The organism is uncultured Blautia sp. (assembly GCF_902497045.1).
Taxonomy (GTDB): Bacteria; Bacillota; Clostridia; order Lachnospirales; family Lachnospiraceae; genus Blautia_A.
Genome location: NZ_CABVDF010000008.1, coordinates 1 through 23,413 on the forward strand (window position 1 = coordinate 1; position 23,413 = coordinate 23,413).

Annotated in this window: 22 protein-coding genes; 18 read left to right on the plus strand and 4 right to left on the minus strand. The window is 43.8% G+C overall.

Translation table 11 applies throughout. From position 1 onward, the window contains the following. The first annotated feature begins 204 nt into the window (after nucleotides 1-204). Nucleotides 205-1,596, plus strand: a complete 1,392-nt coding sequence (locus RDS42_RS01745) for a sodium-dependent transporter (protein ID WP_308782065.1) — start codon at nucleotides 205-207, stop codon at nucleotides 1,594-1,596. A 71-nt stretch (nucleotides 1,597-1,667) separates the two neighbouring features. Here RDS42_RS01745 and RDS42_RS01750 read toward each other — a convergent pair whose 3' ends face one another. Continuing rightward, nucleotides 1,668-2,282 (minus strand): TetR/AcrR family transcriptional regulator, encoded by a 615-nt coding sequence (locus tag RDS42_RS01750; protein ID WP_308782066.1) that lies wholly within the window; start codon nucleotides 2,280-2,282, stop codon nucleotides 1,668-1,670. A gap of 218 nt (nucleotides 2,283-2,500) precedes the next feature. On the opposite strand from RDS42_RS01750, the gene RDS42_RS01755 reads away from it, so the two are divergent. The 14 genes from RDS42_RS01755 to RDS42_RS01820 all read left to right on the plus strand — a co-directional run bounded on the left by RDS42_RS01755 (nucleotide 2,501) and on the right by RDS42_RS01820 (nucleotide 17,211). Further along, on the plus strand, nucleotides 2,501-2,830 hold the full coding sequence (locus RDS42_RS01755; protein WP_308782067.1) for an SCP2 sterol-binding domain-containing protein: 330 nt from the start codon (nucleotides 2,501-2,503) through the stop codon (nucleotides 2,828-2,830). A 19-nt stretch (nucleotides 2,831-2,849) separates the two neighbouring features. Beyond that, nucleotides 2,850-3,797, plus strand: coding sequence for an alpha/beta hydrolase (locus tag RDS42_RS01760; RefSeq protein WP_308782068.1), 948 nt, complete (start codon nucleotides 2,850-2,852; stop codon nucleotides 3,795-3,797). After that, nucleotides 3,797-5,197, plus strand: a complete 1,401-nt coding sequence (locus tag RDS42_RS01765; RefSeq protein WP_308782094.1) for a condensation domain-containing protein — start codon at nucleotides 3,797-3,799, stop codon at nucleotides 5,195-5,197. The genes RDS42_RS01760 and RDS42_RS01765 overlap by 1 nt, the downstream gene beginning before the upstream one ends. Nucleotides 5,198-5,278: 81 nt before the next feature. Next, entirely contained in the window at nucleotides 5,279-5,503 is a 225-nt protein-coding gene (locus RDS42_RS01770) for an acyl carrier protein (RefSeq protein ID WP_308782069.1), read from the plus strand. Nucleotides 5,504-5,541: 38 nt separating this feature from the next. Continuing rightward, a complete protein-coding gene (locus RDS42_RS01775) occupies nucleotides 5,542-7,050 on the plus strand; it encodes an AMP-binding protein (RefSeq protein WP_308782070.1) in 1,509 nt (502 codons plus the stop codon). A gap of 119 nt (nucleotides 7,051-7,169) precedes the next feature. Beyond that, on the plus strand, nucleotides 7,170-8,984 hold the full coding sequence (locus RDS42_RS01780; protein WP_308782071.1) for an ABC transporter ATP-binding protein: 1,815 nt from the start codon (nucleotides 7,170-7,172) through the stop codon (nucleotides 8,982-8,984). After that, nucleotides 8,971-10,812 (plus strand): ABC transporter ATP-binding protein, encoded by a 1,842-nt coding sequence (locus RDS42_RS01785; RefSeq protein WP_308782072.1) that lies wholly within the window; start codon nucleotides 8,971-8,973, stop codon nucleotides 10,810-10,812. The genes RDS42_RS01780 and RDS42_RS01785 overlap by 14 nt, the downstream gene beginning before the upstream one ends. A gap of 110 nt (nucleotides 10,813-10,922) precedes the next feature. Then, nucleotides 10,923-11,051, plus strand: coding sequence for a hypothetical protein (locus tag RDS42_RS01790; protein ID WP_308782073.1), 129 nt, complete (start codon nucleotides 10,923-10,925; stop codon nucleotides 11,049-11,051). A gap of 326 nt (nucleotides 11,052-11,377) precedes the next feature. Further along, a complete protein-coding gene (locus RDS42_RS01795; protein ID WP_308782074.1) occupies nucleotides 11,378-12,238 on the plus strand; it encodes a substrate-binding domain-containing protein in 861 nt (286 codons plus the stop codon). Between the two features lie 118 nt (nucleotides 12,239-12,356). Then, nucleotides 12,357-13,214: a phosphate ABC transporter permease subunit PstC gene (pstC, locus tag RDS42_RS01800; RefSeq protein WP_308782095.1), complete on the plus strand. Its 858-nt coding sequence runs from the start codon at nucleotides 12,357-12,359 to the stop codon at nucleotides 13,212-13,214. Next, nucleotides 13,204-14,106, plus strand: a complete 903-nt coding sequence (pstA, locus tag RDS42_RS01805; protein ID WP_308782075.1) for a phosphate ABC transporter permease PstA — start codon at nucleotides 13,204-13,206, stop codon at nucleotides 14,104-14,106. The genes pstC and pstA overlap by 11 nt, the downstream gene beginning before the upstream one ends. Before the next feature lie 6 nt (nucleotides 14,107-14,112). Beyond that, nucleotides 14,113-14,871, plus strand: coding sequence for a phosphate ABC transporter ATP-binding protein PstB (gene pstB / locus RDS42_RS01810; protein WP_308782076.1), 759 nt, complete (start codon nucleotides 14,113-14,115; stop codon nucleotides 14,869-14,871). A gap of 1 nt (nucleotide 14,872) precedes the next feature. Continuing rightward, on the plus strand, nucleotides 14,873-15,544 hold the full coding sequence (gene phoU / locus RDS42_RS01815; RefSeq protein ID WP_308782077.1) for a phosphate signaling complex protein PhoU: 672 nt from the start codon (nucleotides 14,873-14,875) through the stop codon (nucleotides 15,542-15,544). After that, nucleotides 15,541-17,211, plus strand: a complete 1,671-nt coding sequence (locus RDS42_RS01820; RefSeq protein WP_308782078.1) for an ATP-binding protein — start codon at nucleotides 15,541-15,543, stop codon at nucleotides 17,209-17,211. Before phoU ends, RDS42_RS01820 begins: the two co-directional genes overlap by 4 nt. A gap of 52 nt (nucleotides 17,212-17,263) precedes the next feature. On the opposite strand, the gene RDS42_RS01825 is transcribed toward RDS42_RS01820, so the two are convergent. The 3 genes from RDS42_RS01825 to RDS42_RS01835 are packed head-to-tail and all read right to left on the minus strand — an operon-like array spanning nucleotide 17,264 to nucleotide 19,252. Continuing rightward, nucleotides 17,264-17,455: a hypothetical protein gene (locus tag RDS42_RS01825; protein WP_308782079.1), complete on the minus strand. Its 192-nt coding sequence runs from the start codon at nucleotides 17,453-17,455 to the stop codon at nucleotides 17,264-17,266. Nucleotides 17,456-17,473: 18 nt separating this feature from the next. Then, the gene (locus tag RDS42_RS01830) at nucleotides 17,474-18,358 is read right to left on the minus strand and encodes a YitT family protein (protein WP_308782080.1); all 885 of its coding nucleotides are present in this window, start codon (nucleotides 18,356-18,358) and stop codon (nucleotides 17,474-17,476) included. A gap of 33 nt (nucleotides 18,359-18,391) precedes the next feature. Beyond that, the gene (locus RDS42_RS01835) at nucleotides 18,392-19,252 is read right to left on the minus strand and encodes a class I SAM-dependent methyltransferase (protein WP_308782081.1); all 861 of its coding nucleotides are present in this window, start codon (nucleotides 19,250-19,252) and stop codon (nucleotides 18,392-18,394) included. Between the two features lie 283 nt (nucleotides 19,253-19,535). On the opposite strand from RDS42_RS01835, the gene RDS42_RS01840 reads away from it, so the two are divergent. The 3 genes from RDS42_RS01840 to RDS42_RS01850 all read left to right on the plus strand — a co-directional run bounded on the left by RDS42_RS01840 (nucleotide 19,536) and on the right by RDS42_RS01850 (nucleotide 23,396). Then, complete coding sequence (locus RDS42_RS01840) at nucleotides 19,536-20,819, plus strand: aminotransferase (RefSeq protein WP_308782082.1); 1,284 nt, start codon at nucleotides 19,536-19,538, stop codon at nucleotides 20,817-20,819. A 39-nt stretch (nucleotides 20,820-20,858) separates the two neighbouring features. Continuing rightward, complete coding sequence (locus tag RDS42_RS01845; RefSeq protein ID WP_308782083.1) at nucleotides 20,859-22,295, plus strand: peptidoglycan binding domain-containing protein; 1,437 nt, start codon at nucleotides 20,859-20,861, stop codon at nucleotides 22,293-22,295. A 69-nt stretch (nucleotides 22,296-22,364) separates the two neighbouring features. Further along, a complete protein-coding gene (locus RDS42_RS01850; RefSeq protein ID WP_308782084.1) occupies nucleotides 22,365-23,396 on the plus strand; it encodes a D-alanine--D-alanine ligase in 1,032 nt (343 codons plus the stop codon). Nucleotides 23,397-23,413 lie beyond the last annotated feature (17 nt).

The window sequence follows — 23,413 nt, forward strand, 5'->3', positions numbered from 1 at the left end:
AACTTTTTCTGTCAATATTCTATTTTAAAGAAACTTTTGTAAATTTGCTCATTTTGCAGTAATTACCTATAATAGGCTGGTGCGGCAGATCATAATCTCCTGCAGAAAGTGATAAGTATATCTTTTACGCAGAAATTATAGTTGGCTGCTTCTGATTTCTCAAAAAAGAGGAATCAAGTATTACAGTAAAGTGAGGACATATTTATGGAAAAGAAATCAGGAAATTTCAGCGGATCGCTGGGGTTTGTACTGGCGGCAGCAGGAAGCGCAGTAGGAGTTGGCAATATCTGGCGTTTTCCTTATCTGGCAGCCCAGGACGGAGGCGGACTGTTTATTCTGGTATATCTGGTACTGGTGCTGACTTTTGGCTTTACACTTCTTACAACGGATATTGCCATTGGACGAAGGACAAAAAAGAATGCGCTGTATGCTTTTGGCGCAATTTCCCCAAAATGGAATTTTCTTGGAAAACTGACATTCCTTGTTCCGGCTCTGATCATGACATACTATTCTGTAATTGGAGGCTGGGTTACCAAATATGCAGTGACATATCTCAGTGGAAAGAGCAGCGCGGCAGCTGAAGACTCATATTTTACTGATTTTATTACAGCTCCTGCAGCTCCTATTGTATTTATGCTTGTTTTTCTTGCTATTACAGCATTTGTAGTATATGCGGGTGTGGATAAAGGTATTGAGCGTTTTTCAAGACTGGTAATGCCCGGACTTCTTCTTATGATTATCTGTATTGCAGTTTTTTCTCTGACACTGAAGCATACAGATGAAAGCGGAAACGTACGCACAGGACTTCAGGGGCTGGCGGTTTATCTTATCCCCAATTTTGAAGGTCTTACTTTCTCGAAGTTTCTGAAGATTCTTCTGGATGCAATGAGCCAGCTGTTTTTCTCATTAAGTGTATCTATGGGAATTATGATCACCTATGGTTCTTATGTAAAAAAAGATGTGGATCTGAACAAATCTATCCGTCAGATCGAATTTTTTGATACGGGCGTAGCTCTGCTGGCAGGTATGATGATCATTCCGGCAGTGTATGTATTTTCCGGTACAGAAGGTATGGCTTCCGGCCCAAGCCTGATGTTTGTATCTCTCCCTAAGGTATTTCATGCAATGGGAAAGGCAGGGATTATCGTAGGCCTTGTATTTTTTATCATGGTTGCTTTTGCAGCCCTGACCTCCTGCGTATCGATCATGGAAACCCTGGTGGCAAGCTGCATGACACTGTTCAAAACAACAAGAAAAAAAATGAGTCTGATCATCGGGGTGATTTCTGCGGCAGCAGCCATAGTGATATGTCTTGGCTACAATGTATTTTACTTTGAACTTGCACTTCCAAACGGACAGACGGCACAGCTGCTGGATGTTATGGACTATATCAGCAATTCCTTCCTGATGCCTTTGATTTCTTTTCTTACCTGTATTTTTGTGGGATGGGTTATCAAGCCAAAATGGATACAGGAAGAAATGGAATCCAGCGGTCATGTGTTTCAGCGTAAAAAATTATATGCCTTTATGATCCGCTATGTGGCGCCTGTGATCATGGCAGTTCTTTTCCTGCAGTCCACAGGACTTCTGAAATAAAAGCAGGGCAAAATAAGAGCATGATTTTCTGATCCGGAGATGCCGGAAAAAAGAATCATGCTCTTATTTTATTATAATGCGTTTAAAAAATTCAGTGATCCAACAGGATTTTCCGTACCTTTTTCAAGCAGTGCGATCAGTCCCCGGATGGTTTCTCCAATTTCTTCAGAAGTGGAGGGAACCAGGGTATTGTCCAGCTTGATAGAAAGCACGATCAATACAATCTCAGCCAGGGCAGCAGGATAGTCAAAGTGGATCTCGCCGTTGTCAATACCCTGCTGGATAATCTGGGTCAGAGTGGGTTTCAGTTCGCTGATCAGATGTTTGAGGTATTGATGGTGGAGAAAAGTTTCTGCCTGAGCGCTTTCTGCTTTTCCGGTGGAATCCTGTTTCTGGAATTCTTCTCTGGAATTCCGGCAGGCCTGAAAGATCATGGCCATTCTGGTAAAGGGTGAGATTTCTGTCTGGGCGGCCAGCTGCTTGGCAGTTTCCAGAGGCTTTTCATAATTACGTTCTACCAGAGCCTCCAGAATGGCATCTTTGGATGGAAAATAATAATAAATACTTCCTTTGCCGATTCCGGCAGTCTGTGCGATCTCACTTACAGAGATGGTCTGTATGTTCTTTTTGTCTAATAGTTCCTGGAAGGCATCCAGGATTCTGTTGTACTTTTCTGAAGATGGCATGTGTCATCCGTCTCCTTTGATCTAGAATAGAATAATTGTAATCCTAAGTATAGCATACATTGTATCATAGTTCCAATTGGAAAATCTGGACAGAAAAATCAGATCCTTCTTCAGAAAAATTGGGAAAAAGCAATATTGACCGCTGGTCGAAAAGATGATAGATTAAATATAAACAGATTCGACTAACGGTCGAAAAAATAAAGGGAGGATGTTTTTTTATGACATACGCAGAGTTTTTTGCGCAGATCAAAGGAAAATTTATGGAGGCAGATGTGAGTAATATCACAGAGCATCTGGCCTATCAGTTTAATATTGTTGGCGAAGCAGAGGGTATTTTTTATGTGGAAGTAAAAGAAGGGAAACTTTATGTGGAACCTTATGAATATTTTGACAGAGACGCCATGTTTACGGCAAAGGCAGAGACATTTATGAAGATTGCAGAAAATAAGCTGGATCCGGTCATGGCATTTACTATGCAGAAAATGAAGGCAGAGGGAAATTTTGACAAAGCCCTGAAGCTGAAAGAACTGATCGACAGCAGGAAGTAAGGCATCAGGAGAGTGGATCATGAAAAAATGGATAGGTGGAGCAGCTGCTCTTCTTGGGCTGCTGACGATTTCTGAAATGGGAAGTGCGGCATATTTTTATCGCAGGACCATGAAGAGAAGCAATGCAAAAAAGGAAAGAACAGTAAAAATGGCAGGTACGGACTGGAACCAGTATATGCCGTTGATCCAGGAAAGAAAAGCGTATATGCTGGCGCAGCCTCATGAAGACGTATATCAGGAAACCAGGGACGGACTGCGGCTTCATGCCACATATTTTCCAGGTCCGGACAAATCCAGGATCGTAATTTGTTTTCATGGATATACCAGTGAGGGAATGAGCGATTATATCGGACTTTCCGACTATTATATGAAAAAAGGTTACGGAATGCTTCTTCCGGATGCCCGGGCACATGGAAAAAGTGAGGGAACCTATATCGGGTTTGGATGTCTGGATCGATATGATGCTCTGGGCTGGATAAACTGGGTCATAGAACAGTGCGGACCCCAGGTACAGATTCTTCTTCACGGAAATTCCATGGGAGGCGCTACCGTGCTGATGACTAGCAGTCTGGAAGAGCTTCCGGAACAGGTAAAAGGAATCGTTTCGGACTGCGCTTTTACTTCGCCTAAGGAAGTTTTTACTCATGTGCTTCATTCCATGTACCATCTTCCGGCATTTCCCATGATCCAGATATCAGACCGGATCAATAAAAAGAAGGCGGGATATGGACTGGACGAATGTAATGCAGCCAGAGAGGTACAGAAAGCAAAGGTTCCGATTCTTCTGATCCATGGGGATGCGGATACTTTTGTGCCGGAAAGCATGTGTGAAAAAATATATGAAAACTGTGCAGTTCCCAGTACCAGACTGATCATTTCGGGCGCTGCTCATGCAGAAAGCTATTATAAAGACATGGAAGCCTATGAGAAGGCTTTGGATACGTTTATCGGAGGTATTGTCAAATGATGAGAAAAAGAAAAGGATATCCTGTTTACCCATTGACGGCAGCACAGAAATTTCATTTATACTATCAGAGCTTTTGCCCTAAAAAAGAGGTCCTGAATATTGGAACAAGCCTTACCATCGAGGTGGATCTGGATTTTGAGCTTCTGAAGGAATGTATTTATAAGGCTTATGAACGCTGTGATTCCATGCGCCTTCGTTTTGCTCACGACAAGGAGGGTACTTATTATCAGTACGTTGTGGATAAAGAGGAGAGGGACATTGAATTTGTGGACTTTTCTCAGGGGACGCTGGAAGAGGCGGAAAGGACTATGCGGGAATGGACAGCAGTTCCTTTTAAGCGCGATGATTCTCCTATGAACCGTATTGTAATGATCAAAATGCCGGAAGGCTACAATGGGATTTATTTTCTGGCAGACCATATGACTATGGACGCCCAGTCCCTGATCTGCTTTATGAAGGACATCATTGAACTGTACTGCAGCACCCAGTATGAGGGTGTGGAGCCGCCAAAGGAAATGGCTTCCTATATTGAACAGCTGAAAAAGGATCTTGCCTATGAGGAAGGCTGTAAGGCAAAACAGCGTGATGAGGAATTTTTCAAAAATCTTATCGCAGAGTCAGAGCCGATCTTTAATGGAATAGACGGAACAAGGCTTCTGGATCAGGTACGTCAGCGCTATGACAACCCGGACGAGCGCGCGGTAGTAGACGTATCTGATTCTGTAGATTCAGAACTGGATATTTTCCATCTGGAAGAAGAGCCTACAAAACGCCTGATGGATTTCTGCGAAAAATATCATATTTCTCTGGCATGTCTGCTGCTTATGGGACTTCGTACATATTTCCAGAAAGAAAACGGCAATGATGACGTTTCTATTAATACCGCCATCGCCCGCCGAGCCACTTTGAAGGAGAAAAAATCAGGAGGAACAAGGATTCATTCCTTCCCGTTCCGTACCGTGATCTCTCAGGACAAAACCTTCCTGGAAGGAATCTATGAGATTCGTGACCGTCAGAATGAAATGTTCCGTCATGCAAACTATGATCCGGTTGCTTATTTTGCAGAGAGAAGCAGAAGATATTCTACCAGACAGGGACATACCTATGAGCCAATGGCGCTTACCTATCAGCCAATGACTTTAAGAGAAAAGGGACTGGAAAAGCTGGGAGATATTAAATATAAGACAAAATGGTATCCAAACGGAGCCACTACCCAGGCTATGTATCTGACTGTTATGCACCGTCCGGAGGACAATGGTCTGGACTTTAATTTTGAGCATCAGATCAAGGCTGTGTCCAGAGAAAAGCTGGAGTATTTATACTATTATCTCTGCAAGATTATGTTTAAAGGAACAGAGAAACCAAATCTTCCTATAGGAGATATCATTAAACTTGTTTAAGATGAGAAAATATGTGTCTGCAGAAAAAAGGTGAAAGGGCAGACCGAATTAATATAAAAACGTATAAAAAGGAGATCGAATATGTTTGAGAAGCTGGTAGAAGTAATCTGTAATTATGTAGAGGTTGAGCCGGAGAATATTACTCCGGAATCCAGATTTATGGAAGATCTGGGATTTACCTCCTTTGATTTTATGAGTATGCTGGGAGATCTGGAGGATGAATTTGATATTGAGATCGATCAGCAGGAAGCTGCAGATATCCGTACAGTAGGAGAAGCTGCCGCATACATGGAGCGTTTATCTTAGGCAAGAATAAGAAAAATAAGGAAGGAAAAGGTGGAGAAATGGCAGAAACCATACGCGAGATCGTCATTCAGGCGGCAGAGGAATTTGGAGACGGAGATGCGGTTCGTTATAAAACCGGAAAAAAAGAAATTGCATCAAAATCTTATGCAGAATTAAGAAGAGACAGTGAACGTTTTTCCTGTGTGCTGGAAAAGCTGGGAGAGCAGGGAAATCATGTGGCGATCACAGGAATGAATTCCTACACCTGGCTGACAGCTTATCTGGGAACAGTCAACAGCGCAAGTGTGGCAGTGCCTCTGGACGTATCTCTCCCTGCAGAGGAAATGTGTGAACTGATCCACCGGGCAGACGCAACGGTTTTTGTTGTGGATGAGGTCCGCAGGGATGTTGCTGCCATAGTAAAGGAACGCTGTCCAAAGCTGAAATATCTGATTTCCATGCAGAAAGAAGAGTCGGATGAAGAGGCGCTTTCTTTCTGGAAACTGGTGGAAGAAGCCGAGGATGTCTGTAAGATCGTTCCTTCTCCGGAGGATCTGTGCACGATCATGTTTACTTCCGGAACAACAGGAAAAAGCAAGGGTGTTATGCTCACCCACAGGAATCTGGCAGAAAATGCAACCTGCCTTGATATGAAACTTCCGAAACGTACAGTAGCATTGTCCGTACTTCCGGTTCATCATGCCTATTGTCTGACTATGGATATTCTCAAAGGAATGACACTGGGAGCTATCATCTGTATCAATGATTCTCTTCTTCGTGTGGCAAAAAATATTAAGCTGTTTCAGCCAAATATGATCCTGATGGTGCCTCTGATGATCGAGACCATGGCAAAAAAACTGGAAGATGCGGCAGGACTTCCCCCTGAAATTGTAAAAAAGGAAGTGTTTGGAGAGAGTTTCCATACTATCTGCAGCGGCGGCGCATATCTGAACCCTGCTTATGTGGATCTGTTTCAGCGCTATGGGATTAAGATCCTTCAGGGCTATGGAATGACAGAATGTGCTCCGGTCATCAGTACAACCGTTCCGTGGAATATCCGCAAAGATTCTGTAGGGCAGCTGCTTCCCAACTGTGAGGCAAAGACAGTAGATAAGGAACTGTGGGTACGGGGAAGCAGCGTCATGAAGGGATATTATAAGATGCCCCAAGAGACTGCAGAAGTTCTTACGGAGGACGGATGGCTTCGCACCGGAGACCTGGGGTATGTGGACGAAGAGGGATTTGTGTATCTGACCGGAAGAAAGAAAAACCTGATCATTACAAAAAACGGTGAAAATGTTTCTCCGGAAGAACTGGAAAACAAGATCGGTGAACATCGTCTGGTACAGGAAATTCTGGTAAGGGAAAAAAACGGAGTCATTGAGGCGGAGATTTTTCCGGATTATGAGTACGCAAAGAAAAAAGAGATCACGGAGATTCAGTCTGTGCTGCAGGAAGTGGTGGATGATTATAACAAAACTGCACCTGCCCATAAGAGAGTTTACAGCCTTAAAGTCAGAGAGACAGAATTTGAAAAAACACCTTCCAAAAAAATAAAAAGATATTAAGGATATTTCCCCCGGAACAGAGTGTTTCCGGGGAGTTTTGTTTGCTTGATTTTTCCCTTCTGATACCATACAATAAGACTGTGAGATACACTTTATCAAAGAAAATTGGAGCAGAAAAGATGAAAAAACACAGACGATTACAGCTGATCTCCCGTTTTTTTGTGGGAGCCAGAGGCGCTTTTGCGGCAGCAGTGGCTGCCTCTTTTATTACTACCATATTAAATTCTCTGACGCCCCAGATATTCCGCTTTACCATTGATTCGGTGCTGGGAAGCAGCAGATACCCGTATCTGTCAGAGCATTTGTGGGTGATGGCGCTGATTCTGGCGGCAGTGGCTCTTCTTTCCGGCGCTGCCATGTTTGTAAGCAGGTATCACACTGCCAGGGCAGGAGAGAATTTTGCCAAAAATATGAGGGATACGTTGTTTGCCCATGTACAGAAACTTCCTATGAGCTGGCATGATAAAAACCAGACAGGAGATATCATCCAGCGTTGTACTTCCGATGTGGAAGTAATACGGAATTTTGTAGTCACGCAGCTTCTGGAAGTGTTCCGTACGATTTTTCTGGTGGCGGTTTCCTTTGGGATGATGGTTGCCATGAATGTGAAGCTTTCCATGATCGTTCTTTTATTTGTGCCTCTGGTAGTTGTGTACTCGGCTGTTTTTTACAGGCTTATTGCCAGACGGTTTACTGATGCAGATGAAGCAGAGGGAGAATTGTCCACAGTGGTGCAGGAAAATGCCACCGGCGTTCGTGTTGTACGGGCCTTTGGCCGGGAAAAATATGAGATGGACCGGTTCCTGGAGAAGAATAATGCTTTTGCAAACTTATGGATCCGACTGGGAACTCTTTCCGGTCTTTACTGGGGCGTGGGGGATCTGATCACAGGTCTTCAGGTTGTTACGATCATTGTACTGGGAGCTGTGGAGGCCGTACATGGAAATATTTCCGTAGGAGAATTTGTGGCTTTTGCTTCCTATAATACTGCTCTGGTATGGCCGATCCGGGGACTGGGAAGGATTTTATCTGACATGAGTAAGGCTGGTGTGTCTTTTGACCGTGTAGATTACATACTGGGCAGTCAGGAGGAGGGATATCAGAAAGATCCTTCTTCTGAAGTTTTTGCGAAACATGTGGACAGAGATGGGAAATTGTGGAAATCTTATGATATTTCCTTCAGTCATGTGGATTTTCAGTATGAGGATGGCAAAAAAGTTCTGGATGATGTATCTTTTTACATTCCTCAGGGGGCTGTTTTTGGGATTCTGGGAGGTACAGGAAGTGGAAAATCCACAATTGTACAGCTGCTGGAAAGATTTTATTCTCTGAAAGACCAGAGGAGTTCCATTACCATTGGAGGAAAGGATATCCAGGAGATTCCTCTGGAACAGCTGCGCCGTAATATTGGCATGGTGATTCAGGAGCCATTTCTTTATTCCAGAACCATCCGGGAAAATATTGCTGCCTCCAGGCCGGAAGCGACGATGGAGGAAATCCGTGAAGCGGCCCGAATCGCTTGTGTGGATGATGCCATCATGAGTTTTCCGGACGGCTATGAAACACTGGTGGGTGAAAGGGGCGTTACTCTTTCCGGAGGACAGAGACAGCGTGTCGCCATTGCGCGGATGCTTCTTCAGAAAGCTCCGATCATGGTGTTTGACGATTCACTTTCCGCTGTGGATTCAGAGACAGACCACAAGATCCGGCAGGCTCTGAAGGAGTGTATGAAGGATCCGACAGTAATCCTGATCTCCCATCGTATTACGACACTTATGGGAGCTTCTCAGATTCTGGTTCTGAATCAGGGAAAAATAGAAGAAATGGGAACCCATCAGGAGCTGATAGAAAGAAACGGGATCTATCGGCAGATTTATGAGATACAGATGAGTCATGACGACAGAAAAGAGGTGAGAAGTAATGGCAGCTTATGAAGAACAGGAGTATACGAAGCCTTTTCAGTTTAAAATATGGGCAAAAATGCTGCCCTACTTTAAACCATATAAAAAATATTTTTTTATCACCTTCAGTCTGAATATTCTTCTGGCAGGGGTGGATGTACTGGTTCCGCTGTTTCAGAGCTATGCCATTGATCATTTTATTATTCCGGATTCGCTGAAAGGGATCCATGCGTTTGCCCTGGTATATGTGGCGGTGATCGTGGCTCAGACCATCAGTGTGTATCTGTCTGTACATGCAGCGACAACTATTGAAATGAATATAGGAAAGGATCTGAAATGGGCGCAGTTCAGACACCTGCAGACCTTATCCTTTTCTTATTATAATACTACTCCTGTGGGATATATCCACGCTCGTGTCATGAGTGATACCCTTCGTATTGCAGGAATGATCGCCTGGGGGCTGGTGGATATGTTCTGGGCGCTGATTTATGTGGCAGGCGTGTTTGCCATCATGTTCTTTCTGAATGCCCGGCTGGCTTTTCTGCTTCTTCTGATCGTGCCCTGTATTGCTGTGCTGACCGTGTTTTTTCAGAACAGGATCCTTCATTGGAACAGAAAGGTTCGTAAGATCAATTCTCAGATCACAAATGCCTATAATGAAGGGATCACAGGAGTAAAAACCTCCAAAAGCATGGTTATTGAGAAAGAGAATGAACAGGCATTTTTTAAGATTACAGAAGATATGAAGTATGCTGGATGCAGGGCGGCGAAGCTGAATGCGATCTTTATTCCAACCATTCTTTTTTTCAGTTCTGTAGCTTCTGCTCTGGTTCTTTCCAGAGGCGGCTACATGGTTCAGAAGGATCTGATCCAGCTGGGAACGCTGTCTGTATTTATTTCTTATGCAGTGGTTATTTTTGAACCGATCCAGCAGCTGGCAAGGCTTCTTGCAGATCTGATTTCCTGTCAGGCTAATATTGAGCGTGTTATGGATCTTTTAAGCCAGGAGCCAAATGTAGTGGACAGCAGGGAAGTGCAGGAAAAATACGGAGATAATTTCCAGCCTAAAAAGGAAAACTGGGAAAAGATCAGGGGAGATATTGTGTTTGAGGATGTTTCTTTCCGATATCCGGACGGAAAGGAGTATGTACTGGAGCATTTTAACCTTCATGTTCCGGCAGGTACAAACGTTGCCATTGTAGGTGAAACCGGGGCAGGAAAGTCAACTCTGGTAAATCTTGCCGGGCGTTTTTTTGAACCGACAAGCGGGCGTATCCTGATTGACGGTGTAGATTACCGGGAGCGTTCCCAGCTGTGGCTTCACAGCCAGATTGGATATGTACTGCAAAATCCCCATCTGTTCAGCGGAACAGTAAAAGAAAACATCCGGTATGGCCGTCTTAACGCCACAGATGAGGAAATCATCCGGGCTGCTAGAAGCGTATCTGCAGATGTGGTGGTCAATAAACTGGAAAAGGGCTATGACAGTGATGTGGGAGAAAGCGGCGGCAGACTTTCCACCGGGGAAAAGCAGCTGATCTCTTTTGCCCGGGCCATTCTGGCTGATCCGGCGATCTTTGTACTGGATGAGGCAACCTCCTCTATCGATACAGGAACAGAGCAGCTGATCCAGAAAGCTACAGAGAAACTTCTGAAAGGACATACCTCCTTTGTGATCGCCCATCGCCTTTCTACTATCCGCAATGCGGATCTGATTCTGGTTGTTAAGGACGGAAAGATCATCGAACAGGGAACCCATAAGGAGCTTCTGGCAGAAAAAGGCTATTATCATGATCTGTATTATATGCAGTTTGAGGAAGAAGCTGCGATGCAGGTATTTGCGGAGCAGGACGGAATATGAACTTCCATAAACTGCCATGTTAAGAACTTTTTCCTTGTGTTTACCGAGCTGGTAGTTTATAGTGAAAATATAACTGACGGTCAGTTTTGCTGTGATAAGGAGGGGTGTCTATGTTCACTTTTTTAAATTCCGAAAGTCTGTGGATTGGAACAGACATGAAGCGGTTTAATCAGCTTCGGGATGTTCTGGAGCGTGAAGGTATTGCTTATCGTCACAAGGTAAAAAACCGTATGGGATAGTGGAGCGGCAGCGGATCTATGAGAGGAAGGACGGGAAGCGCAGGGATGTCTGCAGGCGATACCTATGAATATGAAATCCTGGTATATAAAAGAGACTGGGAAAAAGCAAAAAAACTTACAGGGACAGAGTGATCTTAACGGGATCTCCTCAATACTGCGGTAATTGATGATTGCAGTATTGGGGAGATCTTTTTTTACAAAAACATCAAAGTTTTTTACAAAGATTTTACTCAACCAGGATTTTGAACTTAACTTTTTCTTCTTATAATGACACTTGTCAATGAGAAAAACAAATAAAAAATTTCATAAAAAAGAGGAGACTTATCATGAAGAAAAAAATCGTTGGAATCTTAGCAGCAGCAGTAATCGGAACAACCGCATTTGCAACAGTAGCAAGTGCAGCAAGCGGAACAATTAATGTTATTTCCCGTGAGGATGGTTCCGGAACAAGAGGCGCTTTTATTGAACTGTTTGGCATTCAGGAAGAAAAAGACGGAGAAAAGGTTGATATGACAACTGAAGATGCAAGCATCACAAACAGCACATCCGTAATGATGACAACAGTAGCTGGTGACGAGAATGCCATTGGTTATATTTCTCTTGGTTCTCTGAACGATACCGTAAAAGCAGTTAAGATTGATGGTGCAGAGGCTACTGCTGAGAATGTTGCAGATGAAAGCTATAAAGTGTCCCGTCCGTTCAACATTGTAACTGGTGAAAAAGCAAGTGAAGCTGCACAGGATTTTGTAAGCTATATTATGAGTGCAGACGGACAGCAGATCATTGAGGATAACGGTTATATCAAAGCAGATGCAGAGGCTGGCGCTTACGAGGCAACAGAGGCAGAGGGCAAGGTTGTTGTTGCAGGTTCTTCTTCTGTATCTCCTGTAATGGAAAAACTGAAAGAGGCTTATGAGGCAGTAAACAAGAATGTAACTGTTGAAGTTCAGCAGAGTGATTCTACAACAGGAGTAACATCTGCAGCAGAAGGAATCTGTGATATCGGAATGGCTTCCCGTGAACTGAAGGATGAGGAAAAAGAACTTGGCCTTACAGCTACCGTAATCGCACAGGACGGAATTGCAGTGGTTGTAAATACATCTAATGAGACTGAGGATCTTACAAGCGATCAGGTAAAAGCAATCTTTACTGGTGAGACAACTGAGTGGGAAGATCTTGCAAAATAAGATCAGTACAACATGAAGGAACGCAAAGGGGCCCGGCTTACCGGGCTTCTGTTCTGTAATCATGAAGTCAGAGAGGAAGATATCTTTTATGAGTATAAAAAATACATCTAAGGTTTCTATAGACAGGATCAAAGAGAAGGGAATGAAAACAGTGTTCATGGTGGCAGCCTGCGTTTCTGTTCTTGCAGTGCTTTTGATCTGTCTGTTTCTTTTTGCCAGTGGAATTCCGGCGATCGGAGAAATCGGTCCAACGAAATTCCTTTTTGGAACAACATGGAAACCATCAAATAATCTGTATGGGATTTTTCCCATGATCGTAGCCAGCATTTATGTAACCGGAGGTGCTATTCTGGTAGGTGTTCCGATTGCTCTCTTTACCTCTGTGTTTATGGCGCGTTACTGCCCGAAAAAAATCTACAGACCGCTGAAATCAGGCATTGAGCTGATGGCAGGAGTTCCCTCTATTGTATATGGATTTTTCGGTTTGGTAGTGATGGTTCCGTTTATCCGAAATACATTTGGAGGCACAGGAACCAGCTGGCTTGCAGCCTCTCTGCTTCTTGGAATCATGATCCTTCCCACTATCATAGGCCCTACGGAATCTGCACTTAGAAGTGTACCTGAGAGCTATTATGAGGGCTCGCTGGCTCTTGGGGCAACAAAGGAACGCAGTATTTTCTGCGTGATGCTTCCTGCAGCAAAATCAGGTATTCTTGCAGCAGTTGTTCTTGGCATCGGTCGTGCCATCGGAGAGACTATGGCAGTGATCATGGTAGCAGGAAACCAGGCAAGAATGCCTCAGGGAATCCTGAAAGGACTCCGTACGATGACAGCAAATATTGTTACAGAAATGGGATATGCAACAGGCCTTCACAGAGAAGCTCTGATTGCTACCGGTGTGGTACTGTTTGTATTTATCCTCATTATAAATCTCAGTCTTTCACTTCTGAACAGGAGGGCGGAAAATGCAAACTAATGCGGCAGTTGCCAATTCAGAAATTCAGACAAAAAAGAGAAACAGCTCTTCTGCAGGCAGTCAGCTGAAATCTTATCTTCGCCATCCGGGTTCAGGAATCCTTGCATTGTTAACCGGAGTGGCGGCAGTCCTTACTTTTGCAGTGCTGCTGTTTCTGGTAGGATACATTCTGGTAAAGGGTATTCCTTATCTGACTCCATCTCTGTTCAGTCTGGAGTATAATTCAGAGAATGTGTCTCTGATGCCGTCTCTTATCAATACCTTTATTATGACGGTGATGACTCTTCTGATCGCAGCGCCGATCGGGATTTTTGCAGCAATTTATCTTGTAGAATATGCAAAAAAAGGAAATCGGCTGGTGAAGGTTATCCGTATCACCGCAGAGACACTTTCCGGTATTCCATCTATTGTATTTGGACTTTTCGGTATGCTGTTTTTTGTAACTGCAATGAACTGGGGAATGTCTCTTATGGCAGGTATTTTTACTCTGGTGATCATGGTTCTTCCTTTGATCATGCGTACATCTGAGGAAGCCTTAAAGGCAGTTCCGGATTCTTATAGAGAGGCCAGCTTTGGTCTTGGCGCCGGAAAATTAAGAACTATTTTTACAATCGTGCTTCCTTCAGCAGTACCTGGCATTCTGGCCGGAATCATTCTGGCCATCGGACGTATTATCGGAGAAACAGCTGCACTTCTTTATACTTCCGGAACAGTAGCCCAGATACCGGATCTGATGGGATCGGGACGTACACTGGCTCTTCATATGTATGTGCTTTCCAGTGAGGGACTGCACATGAATCAGGCTTCTGCTACGGCAGTGGTGATCCTTGTTTTTGTACTGATCATCAACTGGCTTTCCGGCAAAGCAGCAAAAAGAATTGCGAAAGGATAAGGATACATGAGTAATAATACAAAGCTTTTGATTGAAAATATGAACCTTCATTACGGAAATTTTCATGCTCTGAAGGATATTAATATGCACATTCCGGAAAAGGAGATCACTGCATTTATCGGACCCAGCGGCTGTGGAAAATCCACACTTCTGAAATCCTTAAACAGAATGAATGACCTTGTAGAGGGCTGTGTGATCACTGGAAAGGTGGAGCTTGACGGACAGGATATTTACGGAGATATGGATGTAAATCTTCTGAGAAAAAGAGTGGGAATGGTTTTTCAGAAACCAAATCCTTTTCCAATGAGTATTTATGATAATATTGCATACGGACCAAGAACACATGGTATCCGCTCCAAGGCAAAACTGGATGATATCGTGGAAAAATCTCTTCGTGATGCTGCTATCTGGGACGAGGTAAAAGACCGTTTGAAAAAAAGTGCTCTTGGAATGTCAGGCGGACAGCAGCAGAGGCTTTGTATTGCAAGGGCGCTGGCAGTGCAGCCGGAGGTGCTTCTGATGGATGAGCCGACTTCCGCTCTTGATCCCATTTCCACTTCCAAGATCGAGGAGCTGGCAATGGAACTGAAAAAGGACTATACAATCGTAATGGTAACCCATAATATGCAGCAGGCAACCCGTATATCAGATAAAACTGCTTTTTTCCTTCTGGGAGAAGTGATAGAATTCAATGATACAGATACCTTATTCTCCATGCCGACGGATAAGAGGACAGAGGATTATATTACAGGGAGGTTTGGATGATATGACGACACGTTTTGAAAGACAGCTGGAGGAGCTGCATGTACAGATCATTACAATGGGAAGTCTCTGTGAAAAAGTAATTGCTTTTTCTGCAAAGGCCATACAGGGCGTGAATTGTTCCAAAGAGATTTTTGACACAGACAGAGAAATCGATGCAAAAGAAAGAGAAATAGAAAATATCTGTATGCGTCTTCTCTTGCATCAGCAGCCGGTAGCAAGGGATTTAAGAGAAATCTCTGCTGCTCTTAAGATGATCTCGGATATGGAGCGTATTGGCGATCAGGCAGCAGACATTGCGGATCTGGCAAGATTTATTGACAGAAACAGTGTGGAAATACCGAAAGAAATTGAAAAAATGGCAGATCAGACAGTTCGTATGGTGACAGAAAGCATTGATTCTTTTGTAAAAGCGGATTTGGATCTGTGCAGAAAAGTTATCAATGACGATGATATGGTAGATGAGAGCTTTGAACAGGTCAAGACAGAACTGACAGAGATGATCTACCACAGAAGTATTGATGCAAAAATGGCTCTTGATCTTCTTATGACGGCAAAATACATGGAACGTATTGGAGATCATGCAGTAAACATTGCAGAATGGGTAGAGTACTCGATCACTGGAATCCATAGAAATAATGAACATCAGAATCGGACCGGAGGAATCATAAATTGACAAAAAAGATTTTTAAATCTACGGTGCTTGTATCTGCTTCTGTGCTGATTCTGGGGATTGCTTTTGTTCTGGGAATTCTGTACCAGTATTTTGGAAAACAGCTGGATACGGAACTTGCCAGAGAGGCCAGCTATCTTGCCTATGGAGTAGAGCAGCAGGGTGAAGAATATCTGCAGCATCTGAAAAATACAGATTCAAGAATTACCTATATTGGAGAAGACGGAACGGTAATTTATGATAATGAGGCTGATGCAGCTGAAATGGAAAATCATAAGGATCGTGAGGAATTTCAGGAGGCGCTTGCTACAGGAGCAGGAGAGGCGCAGCGTATGTCCAGTACTTTGTCTGAAAAAACCGTTTATTATGCAAAAAGACTTTCGGATAATTCTGTACTTAGAGTATCCAGTACACAATATTCAGCTTTTGCCCTGGTGCTTCAGCTGATACAGCCGGTACTGTGCATTATATTTGTGATGCTGATCCTTGCAGGAGTTTTTGCTTCTAAGATAGCGGGAAAAATTGTAGAGCCGATTAATGAGCTTGATCTGGAAAAACCGGATGAAAATGAGATTTACGAAGAGGTGGCTCCTCTTCTTGGAAAGATCAACCGTCAGAATCGTCAGATCCGTACACAGCTTGAAGAGGCAAGAAGAAATCAGGAGGAATTCTCTATTATTACAGAAAATATGCAGGAAGGACTTCTGGTCATTGATTCCTATACAATGATCCTGTCCGGAAATTCCAGTGCCTGGAAGATTTTTCAGGTGGACAAGCCAGGAACGGGACGTAGCGTATATTCCCTGGACAGAAATGAAGATTTCCGAAAAGTAATCGAAACTGTGCTGGAGGGAAAACATGGAAGTGCCCTTCTTCATCTGGATAATGAGTTTGTACAGCTGATTGCCAATCCGGTAAACAGAGATGGAAAGACAGTTGGTGCAGTTCTTCTTCTGATGAATGAAACAGAGAAAGTGCAGAGAGAAAACCTCAGAAGAGAATTTTCTGCAAATGTTTCTCATGAACTGAAAACTCCTCTGACTTCCATTTCCGGATTTGCAGAGATTATTCAGGATGGTTTTGTAAAAGAAGAGGATGTTAAGAAATTTGCCGGAAGAATCTATAAGGAAGCTCAGAGACTGATCCAGCTTGTGGAAGATACGATTCGGATCTCTCAGCTGGATGAGGGAGAGAATCCGTATGAGTGGGAAAATATTGATCTTTATACAGTGGCGAAGGACGTATGCGGAAACCTGAATGAAGCTGCGAAGAAAAAGAACGTTCATCTGTATATCGAGGGAGAACGTCTGATCTGCCGTACAGTTCGTCCTATCCTGGAAGAAATTCTTTATAATCTTTGCGATAATGGTATCAAATACAATAAGGATAATGGCATAGTCACTATTCTTATTAAGGATCTCGGTAATGAAGTACAGTTATCTGTGGAGGATAACGGTATTGGGATCCCGCGCGAAGACCGGAAGAGAGTTTTTGAACGCTTTTACAGAGTGGATAAAAGCCATTCAAAGGAGATCGGAGGAACCGGACTTGGTCTTTCCATTGTAAAACATGGAGTTACTTTCCTTGGAGGAACACTGAAGCTTGTCAGTGAGGTGGATAAAGGAACTGAAATTACGGTGACTTTGCCGAAAAACAGAAGTGAGAAATAGGAATCGGGCAGGAGACAGATGATTTTTTATCTGTCTCCTGCCCGATTGAGTTTTAGTAGCAGTATGCGCCCTCATATCTGGGACAGGATTCCTTCTTGCGGGACTGATCTTTGCAGGTGCGGCACCGGTCACAGAATTCCTGCTCGTAACAGGTAGCGCACACACAGTTTCCGCAGGCGCTGCGGTCATACTCCGGAGAGCAGGTAAAGGGAACCTGATCTTTTTCATCATACTTTTCCTTCATAAAACATCATCCTCCTTTTTAATAGTCGGTTTTATAATAAAACCTTCCGTTGATAAAATCCGTTTTGATTATGTTTACAAAGGCCTGGGGATCTACCTCGGCAACCTTTTTTACAAGAAGCTTTGCCTCTTCGCGGGAGACAACAGAATAGATCATGGCAGTATTATCACCGCTGTAGCAGCCGGTTCCGTCCAGCCTTGTGGCAGAGTGATGAGACAGCTTGGAAATTTCTTCATAAACCTCATCAGGATGTCTGGTGATAATAAATAAAGTATGTTTTTTGTATCGCTGGTGGAGCATCTGAACCATCTGGGTGGATGTAAACTGAAAGATGATCGAATAAAGTGCCTTATCCCATCCAAACAGAAGACCTGCAGCTACCAGGATCACTGCGTTGCCGCAGAGGATGTAATTCCAGATATCCTGTCCGTTTTTTTCGGAAAAATAAATAGCAATAAAATCCGTTCCTCCGCTGCTGGTGTTTCCGATCAGGCACAGACTTACCACGAAACCATTGATGAGACCTCCGAAAATACTGATCAGAAGAGGATCATAGGTTATGGGCTGAGAAGGAATAAGGTCTGTCAGGATACTGGACAGTACGATCACAACGCAGGAACTCAAGGTGAACTTTATTCCGATATATTTCAGTCCTATCAGTACAGGAATCGCATTCAGGGCTACGTTGATCAGCGTATAGGGAATTTCCATACCGGCAAATTCACGGAAAATTCCCTGAATAAGAAGGGTCAGCCCGTTAAAGCCGCCTGGATAAAGTCCTCCGGCTCTTACAAAGGTTTTAATATTTACGGCAAAGATCACAGCTGCAATTACGGCACAGCCGTACCGTTTCATCTCAACTTTTGCATCCATATCCTTAAAGGCTGAAGAAATACTGCTCATATAGGCTCCCTCCATATCTTTTGGTAGTTATCTTTATCTGGCTTCCCAACGTCCGGAAGCACCGCATGGAAGAACAAGTCCGCTGGAAGTAACCGGAAGTCCGATTTCCTGTGAATCGACAGTTCCGTTATACTGTTTCAGTTCTGTTGCCAGCATGTAGGTAAGAACAGCTGGAGCAAGTCCTGTTGTATAGGAGTTGATAAGGAAAAACAGCGGATCCGGGCTGAGGAGCTTCGCACACAGCTTCACAAGTGGATGGATGGCATCCTCAATCTTCCAGATTTCGCCCTTGGGTCCTCTTCCATAGGAAGGAGGATCCATAATAATGGCATCATAATGGTTTCCTCTTCGGATTTCACGTTCTACAAATTTTACACAGTCATCTACCAGCCAGCGGATAGGCGCTTCAGCCAGACCGGAGGCTGCTGCGTTTTCTTTGGCCCAGGTGACCATGCCCTTGGATGCGTCTACATGAGTAACGCTGGCTCCTGCGGCAGCGGCTGCCAGAGTTGCGCCTCCTGTATAGGCAAAAAGGTTCAGAACTTTTACCGGGCGTCCGGCATTACGGATCTTATCTCCAAACCAGTCCCAGTTTACAGCCTGTTCCGGAAAAAGTCCGGTATGCTTAAAGCTGAACGGCTTCAGATGGAAGGTCAGGTGTTTATAGTGAAGATCCCACTGTTGGGGAAGATCAAAAAATTCCCATTCACCCCCGCCTTTTTTGCTGCGGTGATAGTGGGCGTTCATATTCTTCCAGCCCCGGCTTGCTTTTGGGGTATCCCAGATTACCTGTGGGTCCGGACGGACCAGTATATATTTTCCCCAGCGTTCCAGCTTTTCACCGCCGGAAGCGTCAATTACTTCGTATTCTTTCCATTGATCTGCAATCCACATAAATTGTAACCTCTCATTAGTCTTTATGATGCCAGGTTAAAAAGCGTCTTTTAATCCCAGCATCTCTTTATAGAATCAGTATAGGATAATGAATGAAAATCTGCAAGTGGAAATCAAGGGAGTTTTAGATATCCTGTATAAAATAAGGATGTTATTTTTCACAAATACAGTGATTACAGGACTTGACAACGGGGACTTTAGCATACTAAAATAGACGAGATAGCAAATTTCAGCAGTTTAAAATAAAAAAGTCCGAAAGGAAAGCGGAACGAGGAGGATAAAGATGGAGAAATATAGTGAAATGAGCAGAGAACAGCTTCTTACTTTAAAAAAAGAGCTGGAGCATCAGTACGCAGATATCAAGGCACAGGGACTTAATCTGGATATGTCCCGCGGTAAACCGGGAACAGAACAGCTTGACCTCTCCATGGGCATGATGCAGGTTCTGGCAAACGGAGAAGAACTGAAATGTGAAACTGGTGTAGACTGCCGTAACTACGGTGTGATCGACGGAATTCCTGAAGCAAAACGTCTTCTGGGACAGATTTCTGAGGTGGATCCGGAGCATATCATTATTTATGGAAACTCCAGCCTGAATGTTATGTTCGATTCTATCGCACGTTCTATGACACATGGTGTAATGGGAAACACTCCATGGTGTAAACTGGACAAAGTCAAATTCCTCTGCCCGGTACCGGGATATGACCGTCATTTTAAGATTACAGAGTTTTTTGGAATTGAAATGATCAATGTACCTATGTCTCCGGAAGGTCCGGATATGGATATGGTGGAAAAGCTTGTCAGTGAAGATGCTTCCATCAAAGGTATCTGGTGCGTACCAAAATATTCTAATCCACAGGGATATACCTATTCCGCAAGAACTGTCCAGAGATTTGCAAATCTGAAACCGGCAGCTCCGGATTTCCGTATTTACTGGGATAATGCCTACAGTGTACATCATCTTTATGATGAGGATCAGGATTTCCTTCTTGAGATCCTTACGGAGTGTGCAAAAGCCGGAAATCCAGATATTGTATACAAATTTACTTCTACATCCAAGATCAGTTTTCCTGGTTCCGGTATTGCAGCTGTTGCAGCATCTAAGGCAAATCTGGATGATTTCCGCAAATATATGCAGATCCAGACGATTGGTCATGATAAGCTGAACCAGCTCCGCCATGTAAAATTCTTTAAGAATCTGGAAGGAGTTCATGCACACATGAGAAAACATGCGGACATTATCCGTCCGAAATTTGAACTGGTGCTGAATATCCTGGAAAGAGAACTTGGCGGTCTGGGAATCGGAGAATGGACAAATCCTAAAGGCGGATATTTTATTTCTTTTGATTCTATGGAAGGCTGCGCAAAAAATATTGTAACAAAGGCAAAAGAGGCAGGCGTTGTGATGACAGGAGCAGGAGCTACTTATCCATACGGAAAGGATCCAAAAGACTCCAATATCCGTATCGCACCTACATTCCCGTCTATGGAAGAGCTGGAAAAAGCAGCCAAGGTATTTGTTGTCTGTGTGAAGCTGGCAAGTGTGGAGAAGCTTCTGGCAGAATAAGAAGAGAGAAAGTTTTCAGAGAATGTAAAAGGAGGTCCCATGGAAGAAGAAAAAACAGGTATGAGCACTGGCAGAAAGATTCTGATCAGTCTGATCGCAGTGCTGTTTCTGTTCACTGCGGCAGCTTATGGTTACGGAGTTTATTATTTTTCCGGACATTTTCTTCCGGGATCTCTCGTAAACGGGTTTAACTGTTCCTATATGGATCAGAAAGAGGCAGAAGAGCTTTTATCCAGGAAAACAGCGGCATATGTCCTTGCCGTAAGGACAAGGGGGAACGGGCAGGAAAGTATTTCAGCAGAGGAGATCGCTCTTGTCTATAAGCCGGACGGCAGTGTGAAAAAACTGATGCATCATCAGAAACGTTTTTTGTGGTTTATGGCCTTCAGCCAGCACAGCAATATGGAAACAGCCTCTTCTGTTACTTATGATAAAGAACTTTTTCAGCAAAAATTTTCAGCCCTGAAATGCCTGCAGGATAATCAGCAGCCGGCAGATGCATACATTGAAGATAATGGAAAAGAATTCGTGATCGTTCCGGAAATACAGGGAACCCTCGTAGACCAGGAAAAACTTGAAAAAACAGTGATAAAAGCAGTGACAACAGGAGATCCGGTTGTTGATCTTGAAAAAGACGGATGTTATATAAACCCGGAAATTTATCAGGATGATGAACGACTTGCAGCAGACTGCCGGCAGATGAATGAGCTGACAGATGTGGTAGTCACTTATGATTTCAGTGACCGTAAGGAAACGGTTGACAGAAATGTGATCCGGTCCTGGCTCACAAGAAATAAAGAAAAGGATCTTGTTCTTGATAAAGAAAAGATTGCTTCCTACATAAAGACATTGGCGGAAAAATATGATACAATAGGTGCGCAGCGGAGCTTTGCCACTTATGATAACAGGAATGTTTCTGTCATGGGCGGAGATTACGGATGGGTGATCGATCAGAAAAAGGAAACAGAAGCACTTTACAAGGCTGTTTCAGAAAAAGTAACTCAGGTTCGGGAGCCGGTATATCTTCAGAAGGCAATGAGCCGGGATGTAAATGATATCGGATACACTTATGTGGAAATCGATCTTCCCCGCCAGAGGCTGGTTGTTTATCATGATGGAAATCCTGTGGCAGATACAGGAATCTATGCATCCGGTGAAACGGAGACAGGTGTTTATACAGCAGGTGAGCTGCAGTCTCCGGCAGAATTAAGCGGAGGTACGGTCAATTTTCTTATTCCTTACGGAGAAGGAAAGGGAATTGTTGATAATCCTGCACTGACACAGAGCGATGTGGGAGGCTGGACCGGAGAAATTCCGGATGAAGAAATCCTGGCTGATTTCAGCTCAGGGGAAAGTTCAGGAGAGAGTTCCGGATTATGGTCAGCTTCAGCCGGATATATTGAAGTTCCGGGAGACAGGGCATCAGAAGTATATCAATATGTAAAATCCGGGATGCCTATTGTGATTTATAAATAAAAAATAAATGCTGCAGAGATGCCGTAAGGTTCTTTGCAGCAGTTTTTGCATTGAAGAGGGAGAATCATTATGAGGATTGTTGTATTAGCAGGCGGAACAAGCACAGAAAGAGATGTTTCTATTGTTTCTGGAGCAGGAATATGCAATGGACTGAGGGCAAAGGGGCACAAGGCTGTGCTGATCGATGTTTTTTGCGGAATAAACCAGGTAAACTGGGAAGATCCCTTCCCTGAGGAGTATGATGTAGAGGCTGCTGCAGACTACATCAGAAGCTTTAATAAAGATATTGAGATGCTGAAAAAAGAAAGAAGAGAATTTTTCGGTCCGAACGTACTGGAATTGTGCAAAAAAGCAGAGTTTGTATTTTTAGGGCTTCACGGAGCCAATGGAGAGGACGGAAGAGTGCAGGCAGCCTTTGATCTTCTGGGAATCAAATACACCGGCACCGGATATCTCAGCAGCGCTATGGCAATGGATAAAGGTGTGACCAAATGGATGTTCCAGATGTATGATGTTCCGGTTCCGGGCGGTACGACCATGAAAAGACAGGAACGGAAAGACCAGCTTGAAGAGGGGCTTTCATTTCCGGTAGTGGTTAAAACCTGCTGCGGAGGCTCCAGCATCGGCGTTTATATCGTGCATGACCAGAAAGAATATACAGAGGCTCTTGATGCGGCTTTTTCTTATGAAGAGGAAGTAGTTATTGAAGAGTATATCCAGGGCACGGAATACACAGTTGCGGTTGTAGACGGCATGGCATACCCTGTAGTCCAGATCGTTCCCTGCGAGGGCTTTTATGATTATGAAAATAAATATAAGCCAGGTGCGGTAAAGGAAACCTGTCCGGCTCCTATCTCCGAAGAGCTGACCAGACGTCTTCAGGAGAATGCAGTCAAAGGATATCGTGCTCTTGGGCTGGAAAGCTATGCAAGACTTGATTTTATTGTAACGGAAGATGAAAAGATCTACTGTCTGGAAGCAAATACTCTTCCGGGAATGACGCCCACCAGCCTGATTCCTCAAGAAGCAGCTGTTCTTGGAATGGATTACCCTACACTTTGTGAGGAACTGATCCGGGTATCTGAAAAAAAATATCAGTAAAGATTCTCGGAATACGC

Bases quoted from the DNA above. Each gene is read 5' to 3' on its own strand.
- RDS42_RS01745 (WP_308782065.1), top strand. From the start codon at position 205: ATGGAAAAGAAATCAGGAAATTTCAGCGGATCGCTGGGGTTTGTACTG.
- RDS42_RS01750 (WP_308782066.1), bottom strand. From the start codon at position 2,282: ATGCCATCTTCAGAAAAGTACAACAGAATCCTGGATGCCTTCCAGGAA.
- RDS42_RS01755 (WP_308782067.1), top strand. From the start codon at position 2,501: ATGACATACGCAGAGTTTTTTGCGCAGATCAAAGGAAAATTTATGGAG.
- RDS42_RS01760 (WP_308782068.1), top strand. From the start codon at position 2,850: ATGAAAAAATGGATAGGTGGAGCAGCTGCTCTTCTTGGGCTGCTGACG.
- RDS42_RS01765 (WP_308782094.1), top strand. From the start codon at position 3,797: ATGAGAAAAAGAAAAGGATATCCTGTTTACCCATTGACGGCAGCACAG.
- RDS42_RS01770 (WP_308782069.1), top strand. From the start codon at position 5,279: ATGTTTGAGAAGCTGGTAGAAGTAATCTGTAATTATGTAGAGGTTGAG.
- RDS42_RS01775 (WP_308782070.1), top strand. From the start codon at position 5,542: ATGGCAGAAACCATACGCGAGATCGTCATTCAGGCGGCAGAGGAATTT.
- RDS42_RS01780 (WP_308782071.1), top strand. From the start codon at position 7,170: ATGAAAAAACACAGACGATTACAGCTGATCTCCCGTTTTTTTGTGGGA.
- RDS42_RS01785 (WP_308782072.1), top strand. From the start codon at position 8,971: ATGGCAGCTTATGAAGAACAGGAGTATACGAAGCCTTTTCAGTTTAAA.
- RDS42_RS01790 (WP_308782073.1), top strand. From the start codon at position 10,923: ATGTTCACTTTTTTAAATTCCGAAAGTCTGTGGATTGGAACAGACATG.
- RDS42_RS01795 (WP_308782074.1), top strand. From the start codon at position 11,378: ATGAAGAAAAAAATCGTTGGAATCTTAGCAGCAGCAGTAATCGGAACA.
- pstA (WP_308782075.1), top strand. From the start codon at position 13,204: ATGCAAACTAATGCGGCAGTTGCCAATTCAGAAATTCAGACAAAAAAG.
- pstB (WP_308782076.1), top strand. From the start codon at position 14,113: ATGAGTAATAATACAAAGCTTTTGATTGAAAATATGAACCTTCATTAC.
- phoU (WP_308782077.1), top strand. From the start codon at position 14,873: ATGACGACACGTTTTGAAAGACAGCTGGAGGAGCTGCATGTACAGATC.
- RDS42_RS01825 (WP_308782079.1), bottom strand. From the start codon at position 17,455: ATGAAGGAAAAGTATGATGAAAAAGATCAGGTTCCCTTTACCTGCTCT.
- RDS42_RS01830 (WP_308782080.1), bottom strand. From the start codon at position 18,358: ATGAGCAGTATTTCTTCAGCCTTTAAGGATATGGATGCAAAAGTTGAG.
- RDS42_RS01835 (WP_308782081.1), bottom strand. From the start codon at position 19,252: ATGTGGATTGCAGATCAATGGAAAGAATACGAAGTAATTGACGCTTCC.
- RDS42_RS01840 (WP_308782082.1), top strand. From the start codon at position 19,536: ATGGAGAAATATAGTGAAATGAGCAGAGAACAGCTTCTTACTTTAAAA.
- RDS42_RS01845 (WP_308782083.1), top strand. From the start codon at position 20,859: ATGGAAGAAGAAAAAACAGGTATGAGCACTGGCAGAAAGATTCTGATC.
- RDS42_RS01850 (WP_308782084.1), top strand. From the start codon at position 22,365: ATGAGGATTGTTGTATTAGCAGGCGGAACAAGCACAGAAAGAGATGTT.